The following is an 18,149-nucleotide window of genomic DNA, read 5'->3' on the forward strand; positions in this document are numbered from 1 at the left end:
TTCGCTCAGAGTGAATACTGCAAGCCCAGATAGTACTGCCGTCCCGTGTGCACGTAGTTGTTGATGCGCTCCGCGTTGCTGTCCATCAGGTCGGTGCGGTATTCGTCCGTGAGGTTGAGCGCCTCCAACGACACCTTGAAGTGATCGTTGATCTTATAGCTCGTGGAGAAGTCCACGTAAGTCGATTCATCCGTGAAGTCGATGTCGTTGGGCACACGCGAGAATGCATTGGTCATGAACGAGTCGCGGTACGCCACCGACACGCGCGCACTGAAGATGTCGTTGTCGTAGTACAGCGTCGCGTTCGCGGACTGCTCCGACAGGCCGACCAGATTGAGAATGCGCGGCGGCTCGCCTTCTCCGGCGAAGTTCACCTTCGACTCCACGTTGGTGTAGTTGAGGATGGTGCCGAAGTTGTTCAGCCACGCCGGACCGAACGTGAACGGCTGCTGGAACTGAATTTCGAAGCCTTCGAGCTTGCCGCCGCGACCGTTGATCGGCCTGCGCACCTCGAACGTCTGCTCCGGCCCGGCCGGCACTTGATCGAGCAGGCTGTCGGGATAACCCAGTTCCACCCAAGGCACGAACGTCGACTGGGTGGCCACGAACGAATCGATGTCCTTGCGGAACAGCGCCAGCGCGAGCAAGCCTTCGTCCGAGAAGTACCACTCGAACGACAAGTCATATGCGTCGGCCCGGAACGGATCGAGATCCGGATTGCCCACGGTCACGGTCGGTGGAGTGGCGAAGCCGCCGATGGCGATGCCCGGCGAGAGATTGCCCAGCGGCGGCCGCGACATCACTTTCGAATACGCGGCGCGCACCAGGAAGTCCTGAATCGGCTCGAGCACCAGGTTCACGGCCGGCAAGGTGTCGTCGTACTTGCGGTTTACAGTGGTCTCGATGTTCTGGCCGCTGCCGACCAGTAGACCGGTGGACGCGAGGTCCGTTTCGACGTAGCGCACACCGACATCGCCGCGCAACGGCATGTCGAACACCGTCGTATTGAAGTCGACCTGCACGTGATATCCCAGATCTTCTTCGGTCACGCTGCGCACGTCAGCCGCCGTGGCACGCAATGGGAAGCACGCGTCGTTGTTGTACAAGCCGATCGCATTCGCCACCGCCCGCACGTCGGCGACGAAGAAGGTCGGCGCCATGCCGGGCGCGAGATCGTTGTCGCCGTAGCCTTGCTGACGGCCCAGAGCCGAGGTGATGGCCACTGAGCAATTGGCGTTGGCGGCGGTCAGCGTGGTGTCGCGCGCGCCCGCTGTCACATCGAAGCCATACTCCTTCCACGACACGCCGCCTTTGAGCGTAAACGTGTCGTTGAGCTCGAACGCCGTTTCGATGCGAGCCGTGTCGAACTCGTTGGTCTGATCGCTCGGGCGCTCGCGCACTTCGGAAAGCGTCCAGTTCGCCGGATTGCTGATATCGAATCCATAGGAAACGAACGGGCGCTGATCGTTGCCACGGAAGTCGTACACGAAGTTATCGGAGTCGAAATTCTCCAGAATGATGGTGGTCGCGCGCTCCACCTCCAGTTCCGACTTGGACGTGCCGACCAGCGCGTTGATCTTGACGCGATCGCCGATCTCCTGGTCCAGCGTCAGCGAGTATTGGTTGAATGTGGTGTTCCATTCGTCGAGGCGGTTCTCGGAACGCACGTCGACGTCGTTGAATACGCCGTACACCATGGTGCCATTCTCGTCGATCTCGTAATCCAGCACATCGGTCGCGCCGCGCCCCGAGGCATTGGCGCGCGAGTGGGAGATGGCTTCGATGAACGGTTCGGTGCGCTCGGCATCCAGCTTCGAGTGCAGCACGTCGAAACTCAGCAGCGTGGTATCGGTTGCCTGCCACTGCAACGAGCCGGTGAGGCCCAGCCGGTCCTGATCGTGCTCGAAATTCACATAGCGCGGAAAGCGCGCATGCACAGAATTGTTGACGCGCGCCTGCTCCTCAGGGCTCAAGCCCGCGGGCAAGGTTTGCCAGCGATCGGCGCCGGTATTGCCATTGCGCTCCCAGCCGCCGGACTGCATGCCTTCTTCGCGAGTCTGGCGCTGCGAGTACGCGACAGAGAACAGCGCGCCGAATGTTTTACTGTCGTTGCTCATGCTGACCAGCGCGACGGCGCGCGGATCGGCCTTATCCGACAGTTCGTTGTAGCCCTGCTGATAGGAGCTCACGAATTTGAAACCTTCGAAATCCAGCGGGCGCGCCGTGAACAAATCGATGGTCGCGCCCAACGAGCCTTCGTCGACTTCCGCGCTCGAGGTCTTGCGGACGGCGATCTGATTGAACAACTCCGATGCGAATACGTTGAAATCGAAAGCGCGCGTCCGGTTCGTGCCCACTGCGTCGGTGGCGCTCGTCGTGGTCAGCGCTTCCATGCCGTTGATGCGAACCCGAGAGAATTCGGGACTCAAACCGCGGATGCTGATCTGTCGGCCTTCGCCGCCGACACGATCGATCGACACGCCGGGCACGCGCTGCACGGACTCGGCCAGGTTCGTATCGGGAAAGTCGGCGATGTCTTCGGCAAAGATGGCGTCGACCGCGCCGGCGGTGGCCTTCTTGATCTCCAGCGACTGCTCCAGACTTTCGCGATAACCGGTCACCACGACTTCTTCCACCGCTGACTCCGAGGCGGTGTTCTGACCGGCTTCCTGGGCATGGGCGCTGCCAGCCACGATCGCACCGGCCAATAGGATGTGCACAGCTCCGCGTAACTCGAGCGAGTGCTTGGACAACTTCGACATGAGACCCCCAATCGCAAATGCTATCGGTAACAATCAGCGACCCACGCACGCACTGCTGCTAAAGCGCGCAACGTGATCGCCTCCGGTGCTCCGGATCGTCCTTACCGCCGGCTCGGTGCTGGGGCGTCGCTTCCAGCGACGCCGATCGTGAGTGCTGCTGGCCTCACCAGATCATGGGCCCTGCGAGCAACGGCGCCGTCAGAGGCGTCGTCCATGCAGGCAGCAGCTGATGATTCAACGTCGGAACCCATCCCGCGTCCGCGCCCAGGTCTGGATCGTTGCTGGCATTCCATGCAGCCACGACGTCGACTGGATTGCGCACCGGCGGGCCGACCAGCAACGTGCCGGAGGCGGACACCGCGGTGCCGTTGAATCTTTCTAGAATCCGATCGGGAGCAAAGCTGCGAGGCGCGGCGAAGAAGTTCTCTTCGGCGTAGATCGCGGACTCGATGCCCACTCCCCAGCTGTACTGATAGTTCGGCGTGTTACGCAGGTCGTAATAGTTGTTGTAGAGATGAACTTGACCGAAGCGCACGCGCGGCACTCGCTGCCCGACGCGCTCGAAAACGTTGTGATGCAGAGTCACGCGCAGCTTGCCGCGGTCCGCGGCGGTGCTGTCAGAGGAGCCGATCAGCATCACCTTGTCGTGATTGCGGAAGCGGTTCCACGAGACAGTCACCAGATCCGAGGCGTTGGTGATATCCAGCGAACCGTCGTGCACCTGATACAGCACGCCGAAATAATTCGGCTGAGTGCTGTCGGCGGTGACGCGGTCCTCGAACGTGTTGTGATCGATCCAGACATTGTTCGTGTCGCGCAATGAGATCGAGTCGTACAACGCGTTCCAGGCGCCTAGCGAACCGTCGGTAGGCGACCACTGCGGGAAGCAGTCGTAGGTATCCTGGAAAGTGATGTTTCGAATGATGATGTTGCTGCGGCTGTTGGCCACACCAGATGTGCCGCGGATGTCGATCCATGCGCCGCGGATCGCGGCCTTGTCACCGACGCCGACGATGGTGGTGTTGGAGCCGACGCGAATACGAACGCGTGGCTGCTGAGCCGCGGCCGAGGCGGCGCGTGCCGCTTCCAGCGGACCTGACGGCGCCACCCTGCCCCACACCGCCGGATCGTACGTCGCTAGAAATTGCTCCAGCGTGTAGCCGTCGCGATAGTAATCGGCGCAGGTCAGCGGCTGGTTCGCGTCATCGACATTGGCGTCGATCACGCCCTTGACGTAAATGATCTTCGGCTCGTTCGAGGGAGTCGTCGGCGAGGTCGAGGACACCGCGCCGTTATTCAACGCGGCGATGAGCTCACTGCGATTCCTGACGACATACACCTGCTCGGGCGCAGCCGCAGCGCCGCCGGTCACGCCGGCGCCGCTCGCGGCCCAGCCGTTCTCGGCATGCAAAGTCTCACGACCTAGGTCCCTGTGGTCATGCGCGTTCGCGGTTGCGCAGCTCAACGCTGCTAACAAGCAACCTGCGCGCAGAATCATTCCCGTCGCACGCACGCTTCCCCCTTCATGTCCGGCAACGTGCTCGTTGCCGGAGTTGTTTCAAACTGTCGTTCTCCCGAGCGTTTAGAACTTGTACCGGGCGCCAAGCAGGTACTGCCGGCCCTGGTGGTGGTAGTACGACAGGCGATTGCCCGCCGAATCCACGTACTGATCCTGGAACTCGTCAGTGAGGTTGAGCGCTTCCAGGGTCAGGTCCAGGTTGTCCGTCACCGTCCAGGTCGATGACGCGTCAACGGTGAGCGTCTCTTCCGTGCCTTCGACATCGTTGAGGTTTCGGCCCGGCACCGTGGTCAGGAACTCGTCGCGATAAGCCGCCGAGACACGCGCGCTGAACGCTTCGTTTTCCCAGTACAGCGTGGCGTTGTAGGCCGACTTCGACAGACCGGTGAGATCTTCCTTGACCACCGCGCCGCTGGCGTCCAGATATTCGACCTCCGATTCCACGCCGGTGTAGTTCAGAATCAAACCGAAGTTGCTCCACAATCCCGGCAGGAACGAGAACGGCTGCTGGTAGCTGATTTCGAAACCTTTCAGGTCGCCGCCGTCGGTATTGGTCGGCACCGCGAATTGCCAGCCGGAAACGCAGGTGGCCGGATCGGGAATCGCGGTTCCGCACGCCGCGATCGCAACGCTGTCGGGCAGCCCCAGCGGATTGTTCGAGAAGTTATCGGTGCTGCGCACGATCTGCACGAAGCTGTCGATGTCCTTCATGAACAGCGCCAGCGACAGCAGCGAGTCCTCGGCGAAATACCACTCGAAGGACAGGTCGTACGCCTTGGCTCGATACGGATCGAGCAGCGGATTGCCGACGGTCAACACCTTGTTCGCACCGTTGATCGACGCCGACGCACCCGGCGCGAGAATGCCCAGGCCCGTGGCTCCGCCACCGCCGTTCGGACGCACCATCACCTTGGCGGCCGCGGCACGGATCACGAGCTCGTCGGTGAGATCGAGCGCGACGTTCAACGAAGGCAATGTGTCGGTGTAAGTGCGCTCCACGGTCAACTGCAACGGCGCGCCGATGTTGGCCGCATACCCCGAAGAGGTTTGCTTGGTTTCGACGTAGCGAACTCCCGCGTTGGTGCGCAGTTGCCGTCCCCACACTTCGGTCTTGAAATCGGCCTGCACGTAGCCGCCGGTGTCCTCTTCCTCGATGCTGTAGTTGTTGCCCAGCGCCGGCTCGATGCCGAGCGGGAACAGCGAGCGATCGTTCAATCCAAACAACGCGGTGGCCTGATCGATATCGGGAATGATCCAGCGGGTAGCGGTGCCCGCCGGAACGTTCAAGTTGCCGCTGATGCGCGCCAGCTCGCTGTAGCTGGCGATCGGCGTAGCGCGGATGGCGGGCGACAACGAACCTTCCTGGTTCGCGGTCGTGCCGTTCGAGCGCACCAACGCAGAGGTCTCGAACTCGAACTTTTTCCACTGCGGACCGGCCTTGAGCGTGACGGCATCCGTCACGTCCCAGGCGACGTCGAACGAAACTGTCTTGAACGTATTCGAGGAACTCTGCGGGCGGAGACGAATCTGCGACAGCGCCCACGCCGAGGGGTCGTCGACCGCCGCATTGCCATAGCTGATCACCGGCAAACGGTCGTTGCCGCGGAAGTCATACACATACCCGTCGACGTCGGGCCGATCGAACAGCAGCGTGGTCTGTACGGGATTGTCGTGCTCGGCTTCTGAATAGCCGGCGAGGCCGCGCAACCGCACCGAATCGGTAAAGCTGTGCGTACCTTCCAGGGTAAGGTGCGTGAAGTCGGTCTCGAGCTCGTCGAAGCGTGCCTCGGAACGGATGTCGACGTTATCGAACAAGCCATACACGAGGGTATTGCTCGCGTCGATGATGGCATCGCGCACCACGACGTTCCTGATGTTGGCTGCACCGTTGGAACTGAACACCGGTGCTTCCAGGAAGATCTCGCTCCGCTCGGCCTCGAACTTGGCGTACATGGCATCCAGACTGAGCAAGGTCGCGTCGGTAACTTGCCACTGCAACGAGCCGGTCAAGCCAAGCCGTTCCTGCTCGTGCTCGTAGATGTCATAGCGCGGAATGCGCGGGCGGAACGCACGATTCAGCTGGTCCAGCGTCACGCCGGTCAGAGCGGGATCCTTCGAGCCGAACGCAGCGTTATTGTCGATCGCGCCGCTCGCGTTTACCGCGTTCTGCCAGCGCACCGTGCTCGATCCTTCATCGAGCAGCTTGCGCTCGGTATACGCCACCGACAGCAGCGCGCCGAAGCGGCCGTCGGCGAAGGTGTCGCTGATGAGAAAGGCGCCGCGCGGGTCGACATCCTCGTTGATATCGTTGTAACTGGCTTGCGCGCTGGTGACGACAGTAAAGCCGTCGTAATCGAAGGGCCGCGCCGAACGCAGGTCCACGGTCGCACCCAGCGAGCCTTCTTCGATTTCGGCGCTGGCGCTCTTGCGAATCGTGATCGAGTTGAACAACTCGGACGCGAAGGTATTGAAGTCGAAGGAACGGTCGCGATTGGTGCCACCCGCGGCGTCGGTGCCGCCATTGGCGCTCATCGCCTCCATGCCGTTGATGCGTACACGGGTGAACTGCGGACCCAGGCCGCGAACGCTGATGTTTCGGCCTTCGCCGGCATCGCGGGCGATGGAGACGCCGGGCACGCGTTGAATCGATTCGGCGAGGTTCAAATCCGGAAAGTCGGCGATGTCCTCGGCGACGATGGCGTCGATGGCGCCGACCGCGTCGCGCTTCTCCTCGAGCGCCAGGCTCAGGCTTTCGCGAAAGCCTGTAACCACCACCTCTTCCAGCGCGGCATCCTGTGCGGACGCTGCCTGATCCGACTGTTGTGAAATCGCCGCAGTACTAGCCGATAACGCCGCGACCCCCAACACGGTTCGCACCGCAAAGCGGAGCGCACCGTGGCGACCTACCTTCGACATGATAGTTACCCCCATTCCGAAATCGCCCTGACACCGCTGATCTGGACCATCACTGGCCACCGGCTTCTGGCTGCCCGGGTATGGCCGTCCTGCCAACCCTTGCGATTGGCCATCCCGATTTCTGACACCGGTAGCATCCTGCGCGCGCAGCGTTGACACCGGTGACAATGAGAGGCTAACAGAGCAGCCAGCCGGCCGGCAAGACACCCCCGCCGGCTGTTGTCTGGACGCCAAAACAGGTCCCGATGGGCCTACAATTCCGGGCTTCGGGTTTTACATTCACCACGGAACACGCCTTTGTCCATGAAACCGGCCATCATTTGCTTCGGTGAGGTCTTGCTTCGCTTGTCGTCGCCCGGCAAGGAGTTGCTGTTGCAGTCGCCACGGTTCGACGCCCATATCGGCGGCGCCGAAGCCAATGTCGCCGTCTCCTTATATAAGTTCGGTCATCGCACCCGTGTGGTGAGCACGCTACCGGACTCGACGCTCGGCCGCGCCTGCGCCGACGAGTTACGCCGTCATGGCGTGGACACGGATGCGATCAACTATCGCGACGGTCGCATGGGAATGTATTTCCTCACGCACGGCGCGGGTCATCGGCCGGCGGAAGTTCTCTACGACCGCAGTAACTCCGCCTTTGCAGCGGCTCCCGCTTCGACTTACGACTGGCCGGCGCTGTTGAAAGATGCGCGCTGGCTGCATGTTTCAGGAATCACGCCTGCTGTGAGCAGCACGACCGCAGAGGCCGCTGCGCAAGCGATGCAAGCTGCGCGCGCAGCCGGCGTCCAGATTTCGTTCGACTGCAATTTCCGCGCGCGACTGTGGGGCTCGCGTTCACCGGAAGCGCCTCAGCTGTTGACTCGTCTATGCGAACAGGCCGATGTGATTTTCGGCGACGATCGCGATCTCGCGTTCATGCTGGGCTTCAAGCCAACCAAAGAAGATGCGCGCCGCGAAGCGGCCGATCTCGCGTTCAAGACATTCAAGCAGCTTCGTTACATCGTCTGCACCGAGCGCGCTCGCGCCAGTGTCGATGTTCAGCAACTCACCGGTTTGTTGTTCGACTCGAAGAACACCTACACCAGCCGCTCGTACCCTCTGCATAGCATCGTCGACCGTATCGGCGGCGGCGACGCCTTCGCGGCCGGCGTTCTGCACGGCCTGCTCACCGACATGACGCCGCAAGCCGCCATCGACTTCGGCGCCGCCGCGGGCTGCCTGAAGCATTCCATTCCCGGCGACTTCAACCTGCTGGGCGTGTCGGATGTGGAACTGTTGCTGTCCGAGAAAGGCGGCGACGTGCGTCGCTAAATCTTAACCATCAGCGCCGTCCGCAGGACCCATTTGTAGCCGGCGCTGACGTATCATTGTTCTCCCTTTCAGCGCCGCGCCCAGCTCATTTTTCGCGAGTTCCGGTGTGCGGATCGCGCCTTTGGCGGAGGACGATATGTACGAGTTCAAGCGGTTTTACATCGACGGCGCCTGGGTGAGCCCGCCGGGCCGTAAAGAGCTGGCGGTCATCAATCCGGCGACGGAACAGGAAGTCGGCAAGATCATGCTCGGCACCGCCGAGGACGTGAACGTGGCCGTGAAAGCCGCGCGCGCCGCCTTCGAGACTTATTCCCAGACCTCGCGCGAAGAACGCGTCGCGCTGCTCGAACGCATCATCAAGGTTTATCAAGCGCGCATGAAGGACGTGGCCTTGGCCATTTCCGATGAAATGGGCGCGCCGATGAAGTTCGCGTTGAATGCGCAGGCGGGCAGCGGCCTCGGTCACTTCATGTCGACGCTGGCGGCGCTGAAAGAATTCGAGTTCGAAGAAAGCCTCGGCACCACCATGATCCGCCGCGAGCCCGTCGGTGTGTGCGGCTTGATCACTCCGTGGAACTGGCCGCTCAACCAGATTGGTTGCAAAGTCGCTCCCGCGCTCGCCGCCGGCTGCACGATGGTATTGAAGCCCAGCGAAGTCGCGCCGCTCAGCGCACACATTTTTGCCGAGATCATGCACGAGGCCGGTGTGCCGAAGGGCGTGTTCAACATGATCGATGGCGACGGCCCGACGGTGGGCGAAGCGCTGTCACGCCATCCCGACATCGACATGATGTCGTTCACGGGTTCCACGCGCGCCGGCGTTCAGGTCGCGAAAGCGGCCGCCGATACGGTGAAGCGCGTCTCGCAGGAGCTCGGCGGTAAATCAGCAAACATCATTCTCGAAGACGCCGATCTGAACGCCGCCGTGAAAAGCGGCGTGCTGTCGATGATGTCCAACACCGGCCAGTCATGTAACGCGCCGTCGCGAATGCTCGTGCCGAAGAAGCTGTACGACGAGGCAGTGAACATCGCGAAGAGCGTCGCGGCCAAGCCGGTCGTGGGCGATCCGAAAAAAGACGGCGTGACCATGGGCCCGGTGGCCAACCGGACGCAGTTCGAAAAGATTCAGCGCTTGTTACAAACGGGCATCGACGAAGGCGCCACCGTGGTGGTTGGCGGCCCCGGCCGGCCGGACGGCATCGACAAGGGTTATTTCATCAAGCCCACCGTGTTCGCGAACGTGAACAACAACATGACCATTGCGCGCGAAGAAATCTTCGGGCCGGTGCTCGTGATGATTCCGTACGAGAGCGAAGAAGAAGCCATTCGCATCGCCAATGACACCGTGTATGGCCTGTCGGGCTACGTGTATTCGGGCGACATCGAGCACGCACGCAAAGTGGCGCGCAAGCTGCGGACCGGCATGGTGCATTTGAATGGCGCTTCCACCGACGTGAACGCGCCGTTCGGCGGCTACAAACAGTCCGGCAATGGCCGCGAGTGGGGCAAGGAAGGTCTCAAGGAATTCCTCGAGGTCAAGGCCGTGATGGGTTACTCGGCCGCCTGACGCCTCAAGGCTGGGGCCCGTGATCCGGATTGGGCGCCGGTGCGGGCCCGGTGCGGCGATCGAAGAAGCGGACCACTTTCATGCCCGCGAGCTCGGTGTCGCCGCTCCATTTCATGTAGTACTCGAGCTGGCCGGTCTTGGTGATGCGGAATTTTTCCAGGCCGCGCGGGCCACGACTCGCGCGGCGCTCGATCACGAACCATTCGCCGTCCCAACCGACTTCCGAATCGGCCAGCTGTCCTTCCGGCATCGATACCTGAGTGTGACTGCCGGCCTGGACCCGGCGTGACTCGACCGCGGAAACGAATTCGAAGCGCGTCGGATCCAGCTGTTTGATTTCCAGAGTCGGGCTCACAGCAAGCATGCGGCGCAGGTTTTCCTGCTGTTGTTTCTGCCATGGACGGGGACCTCGACGGCGACCGCCGGCATCCGGCGGCGGCGCATCCACATCGATGGGCGGCGGCATGCCGGCAGGACGCGAATCTTCCATACGTCGCCGCATGCGCTCGAAGCGTTCCCACTCCTCGGCTTGCCGTTCTCCCAGCATAGCTTCCGGATCGTCACTGGTCGCCGTGTTCAACACCCAGAAACCAGCCAGCTCCACCGGCCGCTTTGGCATGGCGTCGTAATCCGCAAGCGCGAGCGCGGACGCCAGGCACAGCACGACTGCGGTGAGAGCACGGTAGAGCAAGGGCGTTACTGGCGGCGTTATGAAATATAGGGAACCGTAGCGGGCCGCGAGCCAGCTTAAAGACTGCCCTGACGTGGAGCAACCCTACTTAGCCGCGGAGGTGCCGCGTTTGTCGATTGGCTCGTTCCGCTGCAGATACTCGATGAGCGCCTTGCGCTGCTCGGCATCGGGGATGCCGGGGAATCCCATCGAAGTACCCGGGACCGCCGTTTGCGGCTGCTCCAGGAAGCGATCCAGCCGCTCGGCGTCCCACACGCCGCTCTGTGCCCGCAGCGCCGGCGAATATTCTTCGAAGCCCTGCGCTCGGGCGACCTGCCGGCCGAACAAGCCGAACAGATCGGGGCCGAGGCGATGGTACAGGCCATCGTGGATGGTGTGACATCCCAGGCATTGCGCGGCGAACAAGCCAGCGCCATTCAGTGTCGACGCCGGCTCGATCAGGGTGAGTGTCCAGTCGTCGCTCCAGATCAGGATGCGACCATCCTGCAGCTGCAGGATGTCACGCACACGCTTGTTGAGCGCGATGGGCTCCTGTAACACGACGCGATCCTCATCGAGGACCAGTCGATACAGCGAGCGGCTGGACAGCGAGCCCACCAGCAGATTATCCGCCCAGATCGGGAACAGCTCGCCGCTCAACGCTGTCACATCGGTCACGCCGGGGCTGGGCAACCAGGACAGCACCGGCTCCGGGTAGTCGCTGTGACGGCCCGGATGTTTGCTCAGCGGCCAGGCGTTCGAGCCGTAATCGGTGCCGTAAGTCACGATGGGCCAGCCGTAGTTGGCGTGCTCCGACAGCAAGTTGATTTCATCGCCGCCCTGCGGGCCGTGCTCCGCTACCCAGAGCTTGCCGTCGCGCGAGCGCGTGATGCCCTGCGGATTGCGATGTCCCATCGTGTAGATGCTGTGCTGTCCGGTCGCAAGATCGATCATGATCGTCTTGCCATAGTCAGCGGCCGGATCTTGCGAGAACGCCTGGTTGGACTCGATGCCGGAGAATCCGAAATCGCCTAGCGTGAGCAGCATCTTGTTACCTTCCAGGAGCAGCATGCGGCCGCCGATCTCCTCGCCCTGGAATGGGTTCTTGCCGCGCTTACGATCCGTTCCGGTCAGCGGTATGCACGGCTTGCTTTCGAACAAGGTGGACCACTGGGCGCCGGAAATAGCCTGCTGCAGATTTTTCAGCGGGGTCGTCAGTTGCGAGACCCTGACGACGAAACATTGTTCCTGCGCCTTCCAGTAGTGATGAGATGCGAGGATACGAACGTCGTCGCCTTCCACGGCTGCGGCAATATCAGCAACGCGGAATCGCCAGGTCTGCACTTTGGGTGCGCCTTGAGCACGCCAATCCGCCGTACGCGTCGGTTGTCGCGACGACCCGCCGAATGCATTAGCAAACTCTTCGCGGTTCGCCGGCACTCGCGTCGCGAGCTCCTGGATCTTGAAGCCGGCGGGGTCCGCGGGCGCGTCGATTACATATAAATGCCCATCGCCGGTGGCGAACAGGATCCGATCGCCGAGCAGGGTCAGACTACCGCCGCGAGTCTCCGGCTCGGGGATCCAGCCTTCCCGGATGGTCGCACGCAACGGATAGTAGGCCGTGGAGAGATAAACCTCGCGCGTCCTTCGCTGGACGCCTGAGGACGCCTCCAGATGCGAGAAGCCATACGCGCTCACCACACCGGTGAACACCACGATCGCCGCGATGGGCAGCCGCCGCAATCCCACGGGACTGATCGCCAAGGGCACGATGAGCGCGATCACGACGACCAGCGGAATCAGCAGGTAGCGCGGCAAGACAATCGACAGCGCCGCCGCGCCGATGAGGAACAGGCTCAGCACCGCAAAAGACCGGACCAAGGATCGGCCGGCGGCGCGCCAGCTGGCGGTACGATCCACCAGCAACGACAGCAGACAGGCGCCGCCAAACGCGCCGAGCGCGACCAGCAACCCCAGTTTCTGCTGCCGTCCCAACGCCACCCATAATTCGGCGTACTTCAGCACGGGCAGCAGCAGCAGAAGCAGTGCTCCGCAGGCGTACCAGGCCAGGCGCTGCCACAACGGTGGGTGCGCGTCGCTCAAATCGAACCCGTCCTCGCTTGTTGTAGAAACTAGAGCGTGTAACGCGAGCAGTGGGTCTTAGGATCCCCGCGATTGAAAAATATCACGGGGTTGCCTCGATTCGATTCCGTACTGGCCGCGAGCCGGCGGCCCTTCGTTCAGCGCATCTTCCAGTCCAGCATCAGGCCGAAGGTACGGGGACGAATAATGAAGTCCTGCACGCCCAGGCCGAAGTCGCCATAGCCGAACGTCACGCCGCGCTTGTCGGTCACGTTGTTCACGAAGGCGGTGACGCCGACGTTAGCGAACGTCGCGTTGACGCGCAGGTCGGTCTGGCCATAGCCGTTGATACGCAGGTCCGGCGTTTGCAACGACTGCGGCGCGTCGGTCAGGTAGCGATGCGCCAAGGTGATGGTCGGTTCCGACGCATACGGCAGGCGCGCCGTCGCCATCGCGGACACCTGCCACTCCGACGAACCGGGCAGTTGCTGGCCGTCGCGCAGGATCTCGTTGCCGGCGCTGACGACGGTTTTGGTCAGCTGACCATCCAGGTGCGTGACGTTGAGCGAGAGATCGAACGCATCCGTCACCCGCCACAGGCCGCTGAACTCCTGGCCGATGTTACGAGCTTCACCGGCATTGGCGCCGTAAGTCACATCGTCCGGCCGGTACAGACGGACCTGCAGATCGCTCCAGTCGATCAGGAATACCGTGAAGTCGGTCTGCACGCGGCGATCGAGGAAACTGTTACGCATGCCGATCTCGTAATTCCACAGCGAGTCGGTTTCCCAACCGCTGGGCGTATTGAAGCCGTCCAGCGGGAAAATGGTGTTGGGATTGCCGAAGCGATAGCCCTTGGACGCCAGGGCGTACACCATCAGGTCGTCATCGCGACGCCACGCCAGCGACACCTTCGGCGCGAAGCCGTCTTCCGTCTGATGGCCCCGCGGCAACGTCAGCGACCCCGGATACAACACACCGGAATAAACGGCCTGGCTATTGACCTCGGTATCGAACCAACGGCCGCCGAAGGTCAGGGTCCATTGATCGGTGAACCGATAGTTGGCTTCGCCGAACACGGCTTTTTCCTCGCCGTCGGTGCGGCCGACACCCCAATAAAACATGTCGCCGCGCAGGTCCGCCGGATTTCTGTTCACCGACAGAATCTCGTACGAGCCTTCGGAAGTGATGTAGTCCTTGAAGGTCTTGTCGGTCGAGGTGCCCATCACGCCGATCAGATAATCGAACTTCTCGCCTTTCGGCGACGCCAGGCGCAGCTCGTAGCTGCGATTCTCGCTCGTGCCCGTGTCCAGATACGGCGTCGGATTCGGCAGCACTTCGCCCGGCGTGTCGTCGTCGATGGGCGGCAGCACGCTATAGAACTCGGTGAAGTCGTTGGTCAGGCTGCGTTCCTTTTCGCTGTAACCCACCAACGCCGTCAGCGTCGCGAAACCGAGATCCTGATCGAGGCGCAAGCTATGCAGCTGCAACTCGTATTCGACCGGCTCGTTCACCAGCGTGTCGCGCACGAACTCGCCCAGCTGCGGATAGCGATAGCCGAAATCAGGCGTGTGATTCTTATCGTAGAGGCTCAACAAGGAGAACTTGGTGCCTTCGGCCGGCGTCCACACCGCCGAGAAGCGGCCGCCTTTGTCGGTCTGTTCGTTGGTCGCCTTGCGGCCGGTGCCGACGTTGTCGAGATAGCCCGCCTCGGTGCGATAGTAAGCGACGCCGCGAATCGCAAAGGTATCGCTCAGGGGCACGTTGATCATGCCCTTGCCGGCATAGCCGATGTCACCATCGCTGTGATGCGTGCTGCTCGCGGAAGTCTGCAAGGCTGCATCGAAGCCCTCAGTGCTCGCCTCGCGCGCGACATAGTTGATCGCGCCGCCGAGCGCGGACGAACCGAACAGCGTGCCTTGCGGACCGCGCAGCACCTCCACTCGCTCCACATCGAACGTATCGACGTCGGGAATGGCGACGGCGTAGCCGGGCTCGGTCAGCGGAATTTCGTTGATGTAATAACCGGTCGGCCCTTGACCCTGATCCTTGCCGACGGATGTACCGACGCCGCGAATGATGGCCGTCGAGTCACCGAGCGGTCCCGCGTTGAACACGACGCCCGGCGTGCGGGTCAGATAATCCTGCATGCTTTGCGCACCGATAGCTTCGAGCTGCGCGCCGGACATGGCCGACACGGAGCCTGCGATATCGCGCGCACGTTCGGGTCGCTTGGTGGCAGTGACGATCACTTCGTAAAGCGATTCGCCGAGACCTTCGGCGCTCGACGCCGTGTTGGTATTGCGAGCGGCCGGCGCGGCCGATTGCTGCGGCTCCGCCTGAGCATTCATCTCGGCGCGCGCCAGATGTATCGCCGGACCACTTTGAGGGTACGAACCGGAACGCGAAGTCACATTCGACAAGTCGCGCACCAGGATGGCGTTGGAGTCGGTGACCGAGTAGGTCAGCCCGGTGTTGGACAGAATTCTTTTCAGCGCGTCGAGATCGTCGTAACGGCCGACCACGCCGAGCGTCTGTTTACCCTGGGTCAGCTCGGGCGCGAAAAAGATTTCGCGATTGCTCTGGAACGCGAACGCCTTGAGCGCGCTGCCCAGATCCTGAGCTTCGATGTTGAACGCGCGCGTTTCGGAGTGCGCGGCTGCTACTGCCTGCGACAGACTCGGGGCGCTGGCCGTGGCCAGCACGCAAGCGATGATCGCCTTCAGATGCGGCCGGGCCGCGTGCCTGTTGTGCATGAACCGTGCTCCCCATTCTGGTGTAGTGTGACCAGTAAGACGCACGCCATTGCAAAACTGTTAAGGCGATTCGAATCCCGATTACTCACCCGCCGTCAGCAGAATGCGAGACTCATCCCGGCTCGCGATCTGTAGTGGATAGTGACCGGTGACCGTCTCGACGAAGCTGTCGCTGTGCCCTGCTTTGAACACCCCGCTGACGCGCAGCTGTCCCAGCGCCGGATCGGCGAGCTCGATGCGCTTCGACGAATAGCGGTTGATCTCGGCCACCGCCGCTTCGAGCGTGTCGTTGTCGAACACCACCTGGCCTTGCCGCCAGCTCACCACTTTGCTCACGTCGGCCTTACGCTTTTCGACGGGCGCGTCGTCCGAGACGATCAGCGCCTCACCGGCAATCAGCAGCTCGGGAACCGGCGGTGGATTGATCAATCGAGCCAGCGGCGAAAGAATCGGTTCGACGGAAACCTTGCCTTCCGCGAGCGTGACTTGCACGGAGTCGTGACCGTTCAGTCGGACGTCGAAAGCGGTGCCTAGCGCGGTCACGCGCCGATCGCCTGCTTCGACTACGAACGGCCGGCTCGGATTCTTCGCGACTTGGAACCACGCCTGCCCGGCGAGCAAGCGAACACTGCGCTGCTCGGGCGTGAAGCGCACTTCGATACGGCTGTTAGTGTTCAACACCACTGAAGAGCCATCCGACAAGGTGATATTGGAGCGCTCGCCGATGGCCGTACGGAATGCCCCTCCTTCGGTGGCAGCACGCGTGATCATGCTTGCAGGCGAGACCGGACTGTCGCGAAACATCGGGGCAACGGCGTAGGCGATCGCCACGGCAACGCCGACAACAGCCGCAGCCGTCGCGACTTTGAAGAAGCGCAACCGATGCGTGGCGCTCAGCGCTTCACGCCGCAACTTCAAGACGCGGTCATCCACTCGCGCGGCCGCCAACGACGACCACGTCTGCTCAACGGCTTCGAACGCCGCCCTGTTGCGCGGATCGGCCGCGAGCCAGGCATCGAACTCCGCGCGCGTACGGGCGGAGTCGTCCTCATCGAGACGACCATGCCAGTCCGCGGCCGCGGCGTAGATGTCTTGCAGCGGTTCCATGCTCATTTTTCCAGTCCTCGCGCCATGTGCTCCTTGGCACGCCGCAAATGGAATCGAACGCTCTCGACGCTGATCTGCAGGCTGGCCGCGATCTCCTCCTGTTTCATACCTTCGTACAGACGCAACACGAACACATGACGGGTGCGCGCCGGCAGCTCGAGCAAGGCCCCGAGCGCCCGATCGAGCAACTGCCTGCCCTGTAAGACGCGCTCCGGCGAAAAATCGTTAGTGGGCAGCTCACAATTTTCCAGGGGGTCGTGGTCGGCAGCATGCCGCACGGCCCGGCGCCGCACCCGATCGCGGATGACGTTCGCGGCCGTCTGGAAGACATAACCTTCCAGATACTCGATGTCGTCGAAGTTGGGCCGATGCGCCAGGCGGATGAAGACTTCCTGCACCAGGTCGTCGATGTCGTAGCTTTCCCGGATGCGCTTTTCGAAGTAACTGGTCAACGGCCGGCGATAACGCCGATCCAGATGCACCAGAAAATCGCCGGCATCGGTCGCGGGCGCGACCGGCACGGACGAGGCAACTTGTTTGCGCCAACGAAACATCGACACCAGCGGCAGGTTTCAGGCGGGAGTTCGCCCGAGCTTAGTGCTGGGATCGGCCGCCTCGCAAGCCCTGGCCCCCCCGAGATGGACCAGTCGCGATGTTATGTGGCCCGAGCTCGCGACCTCAGTCTTCCAGCTCGATCCAGGTCGGCGCGTGATCGCTGGGTTTTTCCCAACCGCGCACGTCGCGATCGACGCCACCCGCCTTGAGCCGCTTGGCTGCGGGCGCGTTCAACAACAGGTGATCGATGCGAAGTCCGGCATCGCGTCCGTACGCATTCCGGAAGTAATCCCAGAAGGTGTAGATGGTCGCGTCCGGATGCAGATATCGAATCGCGTCGACCCAACCCTGCTCGACGATGCGCCCGAACGCCTCGCGCGTCTCGACACGAAACAACGCGTCGTCCACCCAGCGCTCGGGCTTGTAAACGTCGTTGCCGGTAGGAATGACGTTGTAATCGCCCGCCAGCACCACGGCATTGCTGCTGCCCACCAGCTCGGCGGCATGCACTCGCAGCCGCTCCAGCCAGCGCAGCTTGTAGTCGAACTTTTCGCCGGGCGCCGGATTGCCATTCGGCAAATACAAACATCCGACGATCACGTCACGAACCACTGCCTCGATGTAGCGGCTGTGCAGATCCTCGGGATCGCCGGGCAGCGCGCGCCTGATCTCGGTGGGTTCGCAGCCCTTGGTGAGAATGGCGACGCCGTTGTAACTCTTCTGCCCGTGCCAGATCACGCCGTAGCCGAGCTCGCGGATCGCAGCTTCGGGAAATTTTTCGGACGGCGTTTTCAATTCCTGCAGGCAAGCCACGTCGGGCGATGTTTCCTGCAGCCAGCGCACCAGGCTGGGCAAGCGCGCGTGGATGCTGTTTACGTTGTAAGTCGCGATCCGCATGAGTTGT

At 62.3% G+C, this 18,149-nt stretch carries 11 protein-coding genes; 2 read left to right on the plus strand and 9 right to left on the minus strand.

Going from position 1 to position 18,149, the window contains the following annotated elements; translation table 11 throughout:
• Nucleotides 1–5: 5 nt before the first annotated feature.
• The 3 genes from VGD45_RS09850 to VGD45_RS09860 form a co-directional block, all read right to left on the minus strand.
• Nucleotides 6–2,762, minus strand: coding sequence for a TonB-dependent receptor (locus tag VGD45_RS09850; RefSeq protein ID WP_331155121.1), 2,757 nt, complete (start codon nucleotides 2,760–2,762; stop codon nucleotides 6–8).
• A gap of 163 nt (nucleotides 2,763–2,925) precedes the next feature.
• Nucleotides 2,926–4,173, minus strand: a complete 1,248-nt coding sequence (locus VGD45_RS09855) for a polysaccharide lyase family 1 protein (RefSeq protein ID WP_331155122.1) — start codon at nucleotides 4,171–4,173, stop codon at nucleotides 2,926–2,928.
• Between the two features lie 171 nt (nucleotides 4,174–4,344).
• A complete protein-coding gene (locus VGD45_RS09860; protein WP_331155123.1) occupies nucleotides 4,345–7,197 on the minus strand; it encodes a TonB-dependent receptor in 2,853 nt (950 codons plus the stop codon).
• Between the two features lie 303 nt (nucleotides 7,198–7,500).
• Here VGD45_RS09860 and VGD45_RS09865 point away from each other — a divergent pair, with 303 nt between their 5' ends.
• The gene (locus VGD45_RS09865; protein ID WP_331155225.1) at nucleotides 7,501–8,508 is read left to right on the plus strand and encodes a sugar kinase; all 1,008 of its coding nucleotides are present in this window, start codon (nucleotides 7,501–7,503) and stop codon (nucleotides 8,506–8,508) included.
• A gap of 136 nt (nucleotides 8,509–8,644) precedes the next feature.
• On the plus strand, nucleotides 8,645–10,075 hold the full coding sequence (locus VGD45_RS09870) for an aldehyde dehydrogenase family protein (RefSeq protein ID WP_331155124.1): 1,431 nt from the start codon (nucleotides 8,645–8,647) through the stop codon (nucleotides 10,073–10,075).
• A 4-nt stretch (nucleotides 10,076–10,079) separates the two neighbouring features.
• Here the strand turns inward: VGD45_RS09870 and VGD45_RS09875 are convergent, their stop codons facing one another.
• From VGD45_RS09875 to xth, 6 genes are all read right to left on the minus strand, one after another.
• Nucleotides 10,080–10,766 (minus strand): hypothetical protein, encoded by a 687-nt coding sequence (locus VGD45_RS09875; RefSeq protein WP_331155125.1) that lies wholly within the window; start codon nucleotides 10,764–10,766, stop codon nucleotides 10,080–10,082.
• An 84-nt stretch (nucleotides 10,767–10,850) separates the two neighbouring features.
• A complete protein-coding gene (locus VGD45_RS09880) occupies nucleotides 10,851–12,848 on the minus strand; it encodes a PQQ-dependent sugar dehydrogenase (protein WP_331155126.1) in 1,998 nt (665 codons plus the stop codon).
• Nucleotides 12,849–12,985: 137 nt separating this feature from the next.
• Nucleotides 12,986–15,583: a TonB-dependent receptor gene (locus tag VGD45_RS09885; RefSeq protein WP_331155127.1), complete on the minus strand. Its 2,598-nt coding sequence runs from the start codon at nucleotides 15,581–15,583 to the stop codon at nucleotides 12,986–12,988.
• An 81-nt stretch (nucleotides 15,584–15,664) separates the two neighbouring features.
• Complete coding sequence (locus tag VGD45_RS09890) at nucleotides 15,665–16,696, minus strand: FecR family protein (RefSeq protein WP_331155128.1); 1,032 nt, start codon at nucleotides 16,694–16,696, stop codon at nucleotides 15,665–15,667.
• Nucleotides 16,693–17,244, minus strand: coding sequence for a sigma-70 family RNA polymerase sigma factor (locus tag VGD45_RS09895; RefSeq protein ID WP_331155129.1), 552 nt, complete (start codon nucleotides 17,242–17,244; stop codon nucleotides 16,693–16,695). Before VGD45_RS09895 ends, VGD45_RS09890 begins: the two co-directional genes overlap by 4 nt.
• 124 nt (nucleotides 17,245–17,368) lie before the next feature.
• Nucleotides 17,369–18,142 (minus strand): exodeoxyribonuclease III, encoded by a 774-nt coding sequence (gene xth, locus VGD45_RS09900; RefSeq protein ID WP_331155130.1) that lies wholly within the window; start codon nucleotides 18,140–18,142, stop codon nucleotides 17,369–17,371.
• Nucleotides 18,143–18,149: the final 7 nt, after the last annotated feature.

Source organism: Steroidobacter sp. (assembly GCF_036402275.1).
Taxonomy (GTDB): Bacteria; Pseudomonadota; Gammaproteobacteria; order Steroidobacterales; family Steroidobacteraceae; genus Steroidobacter.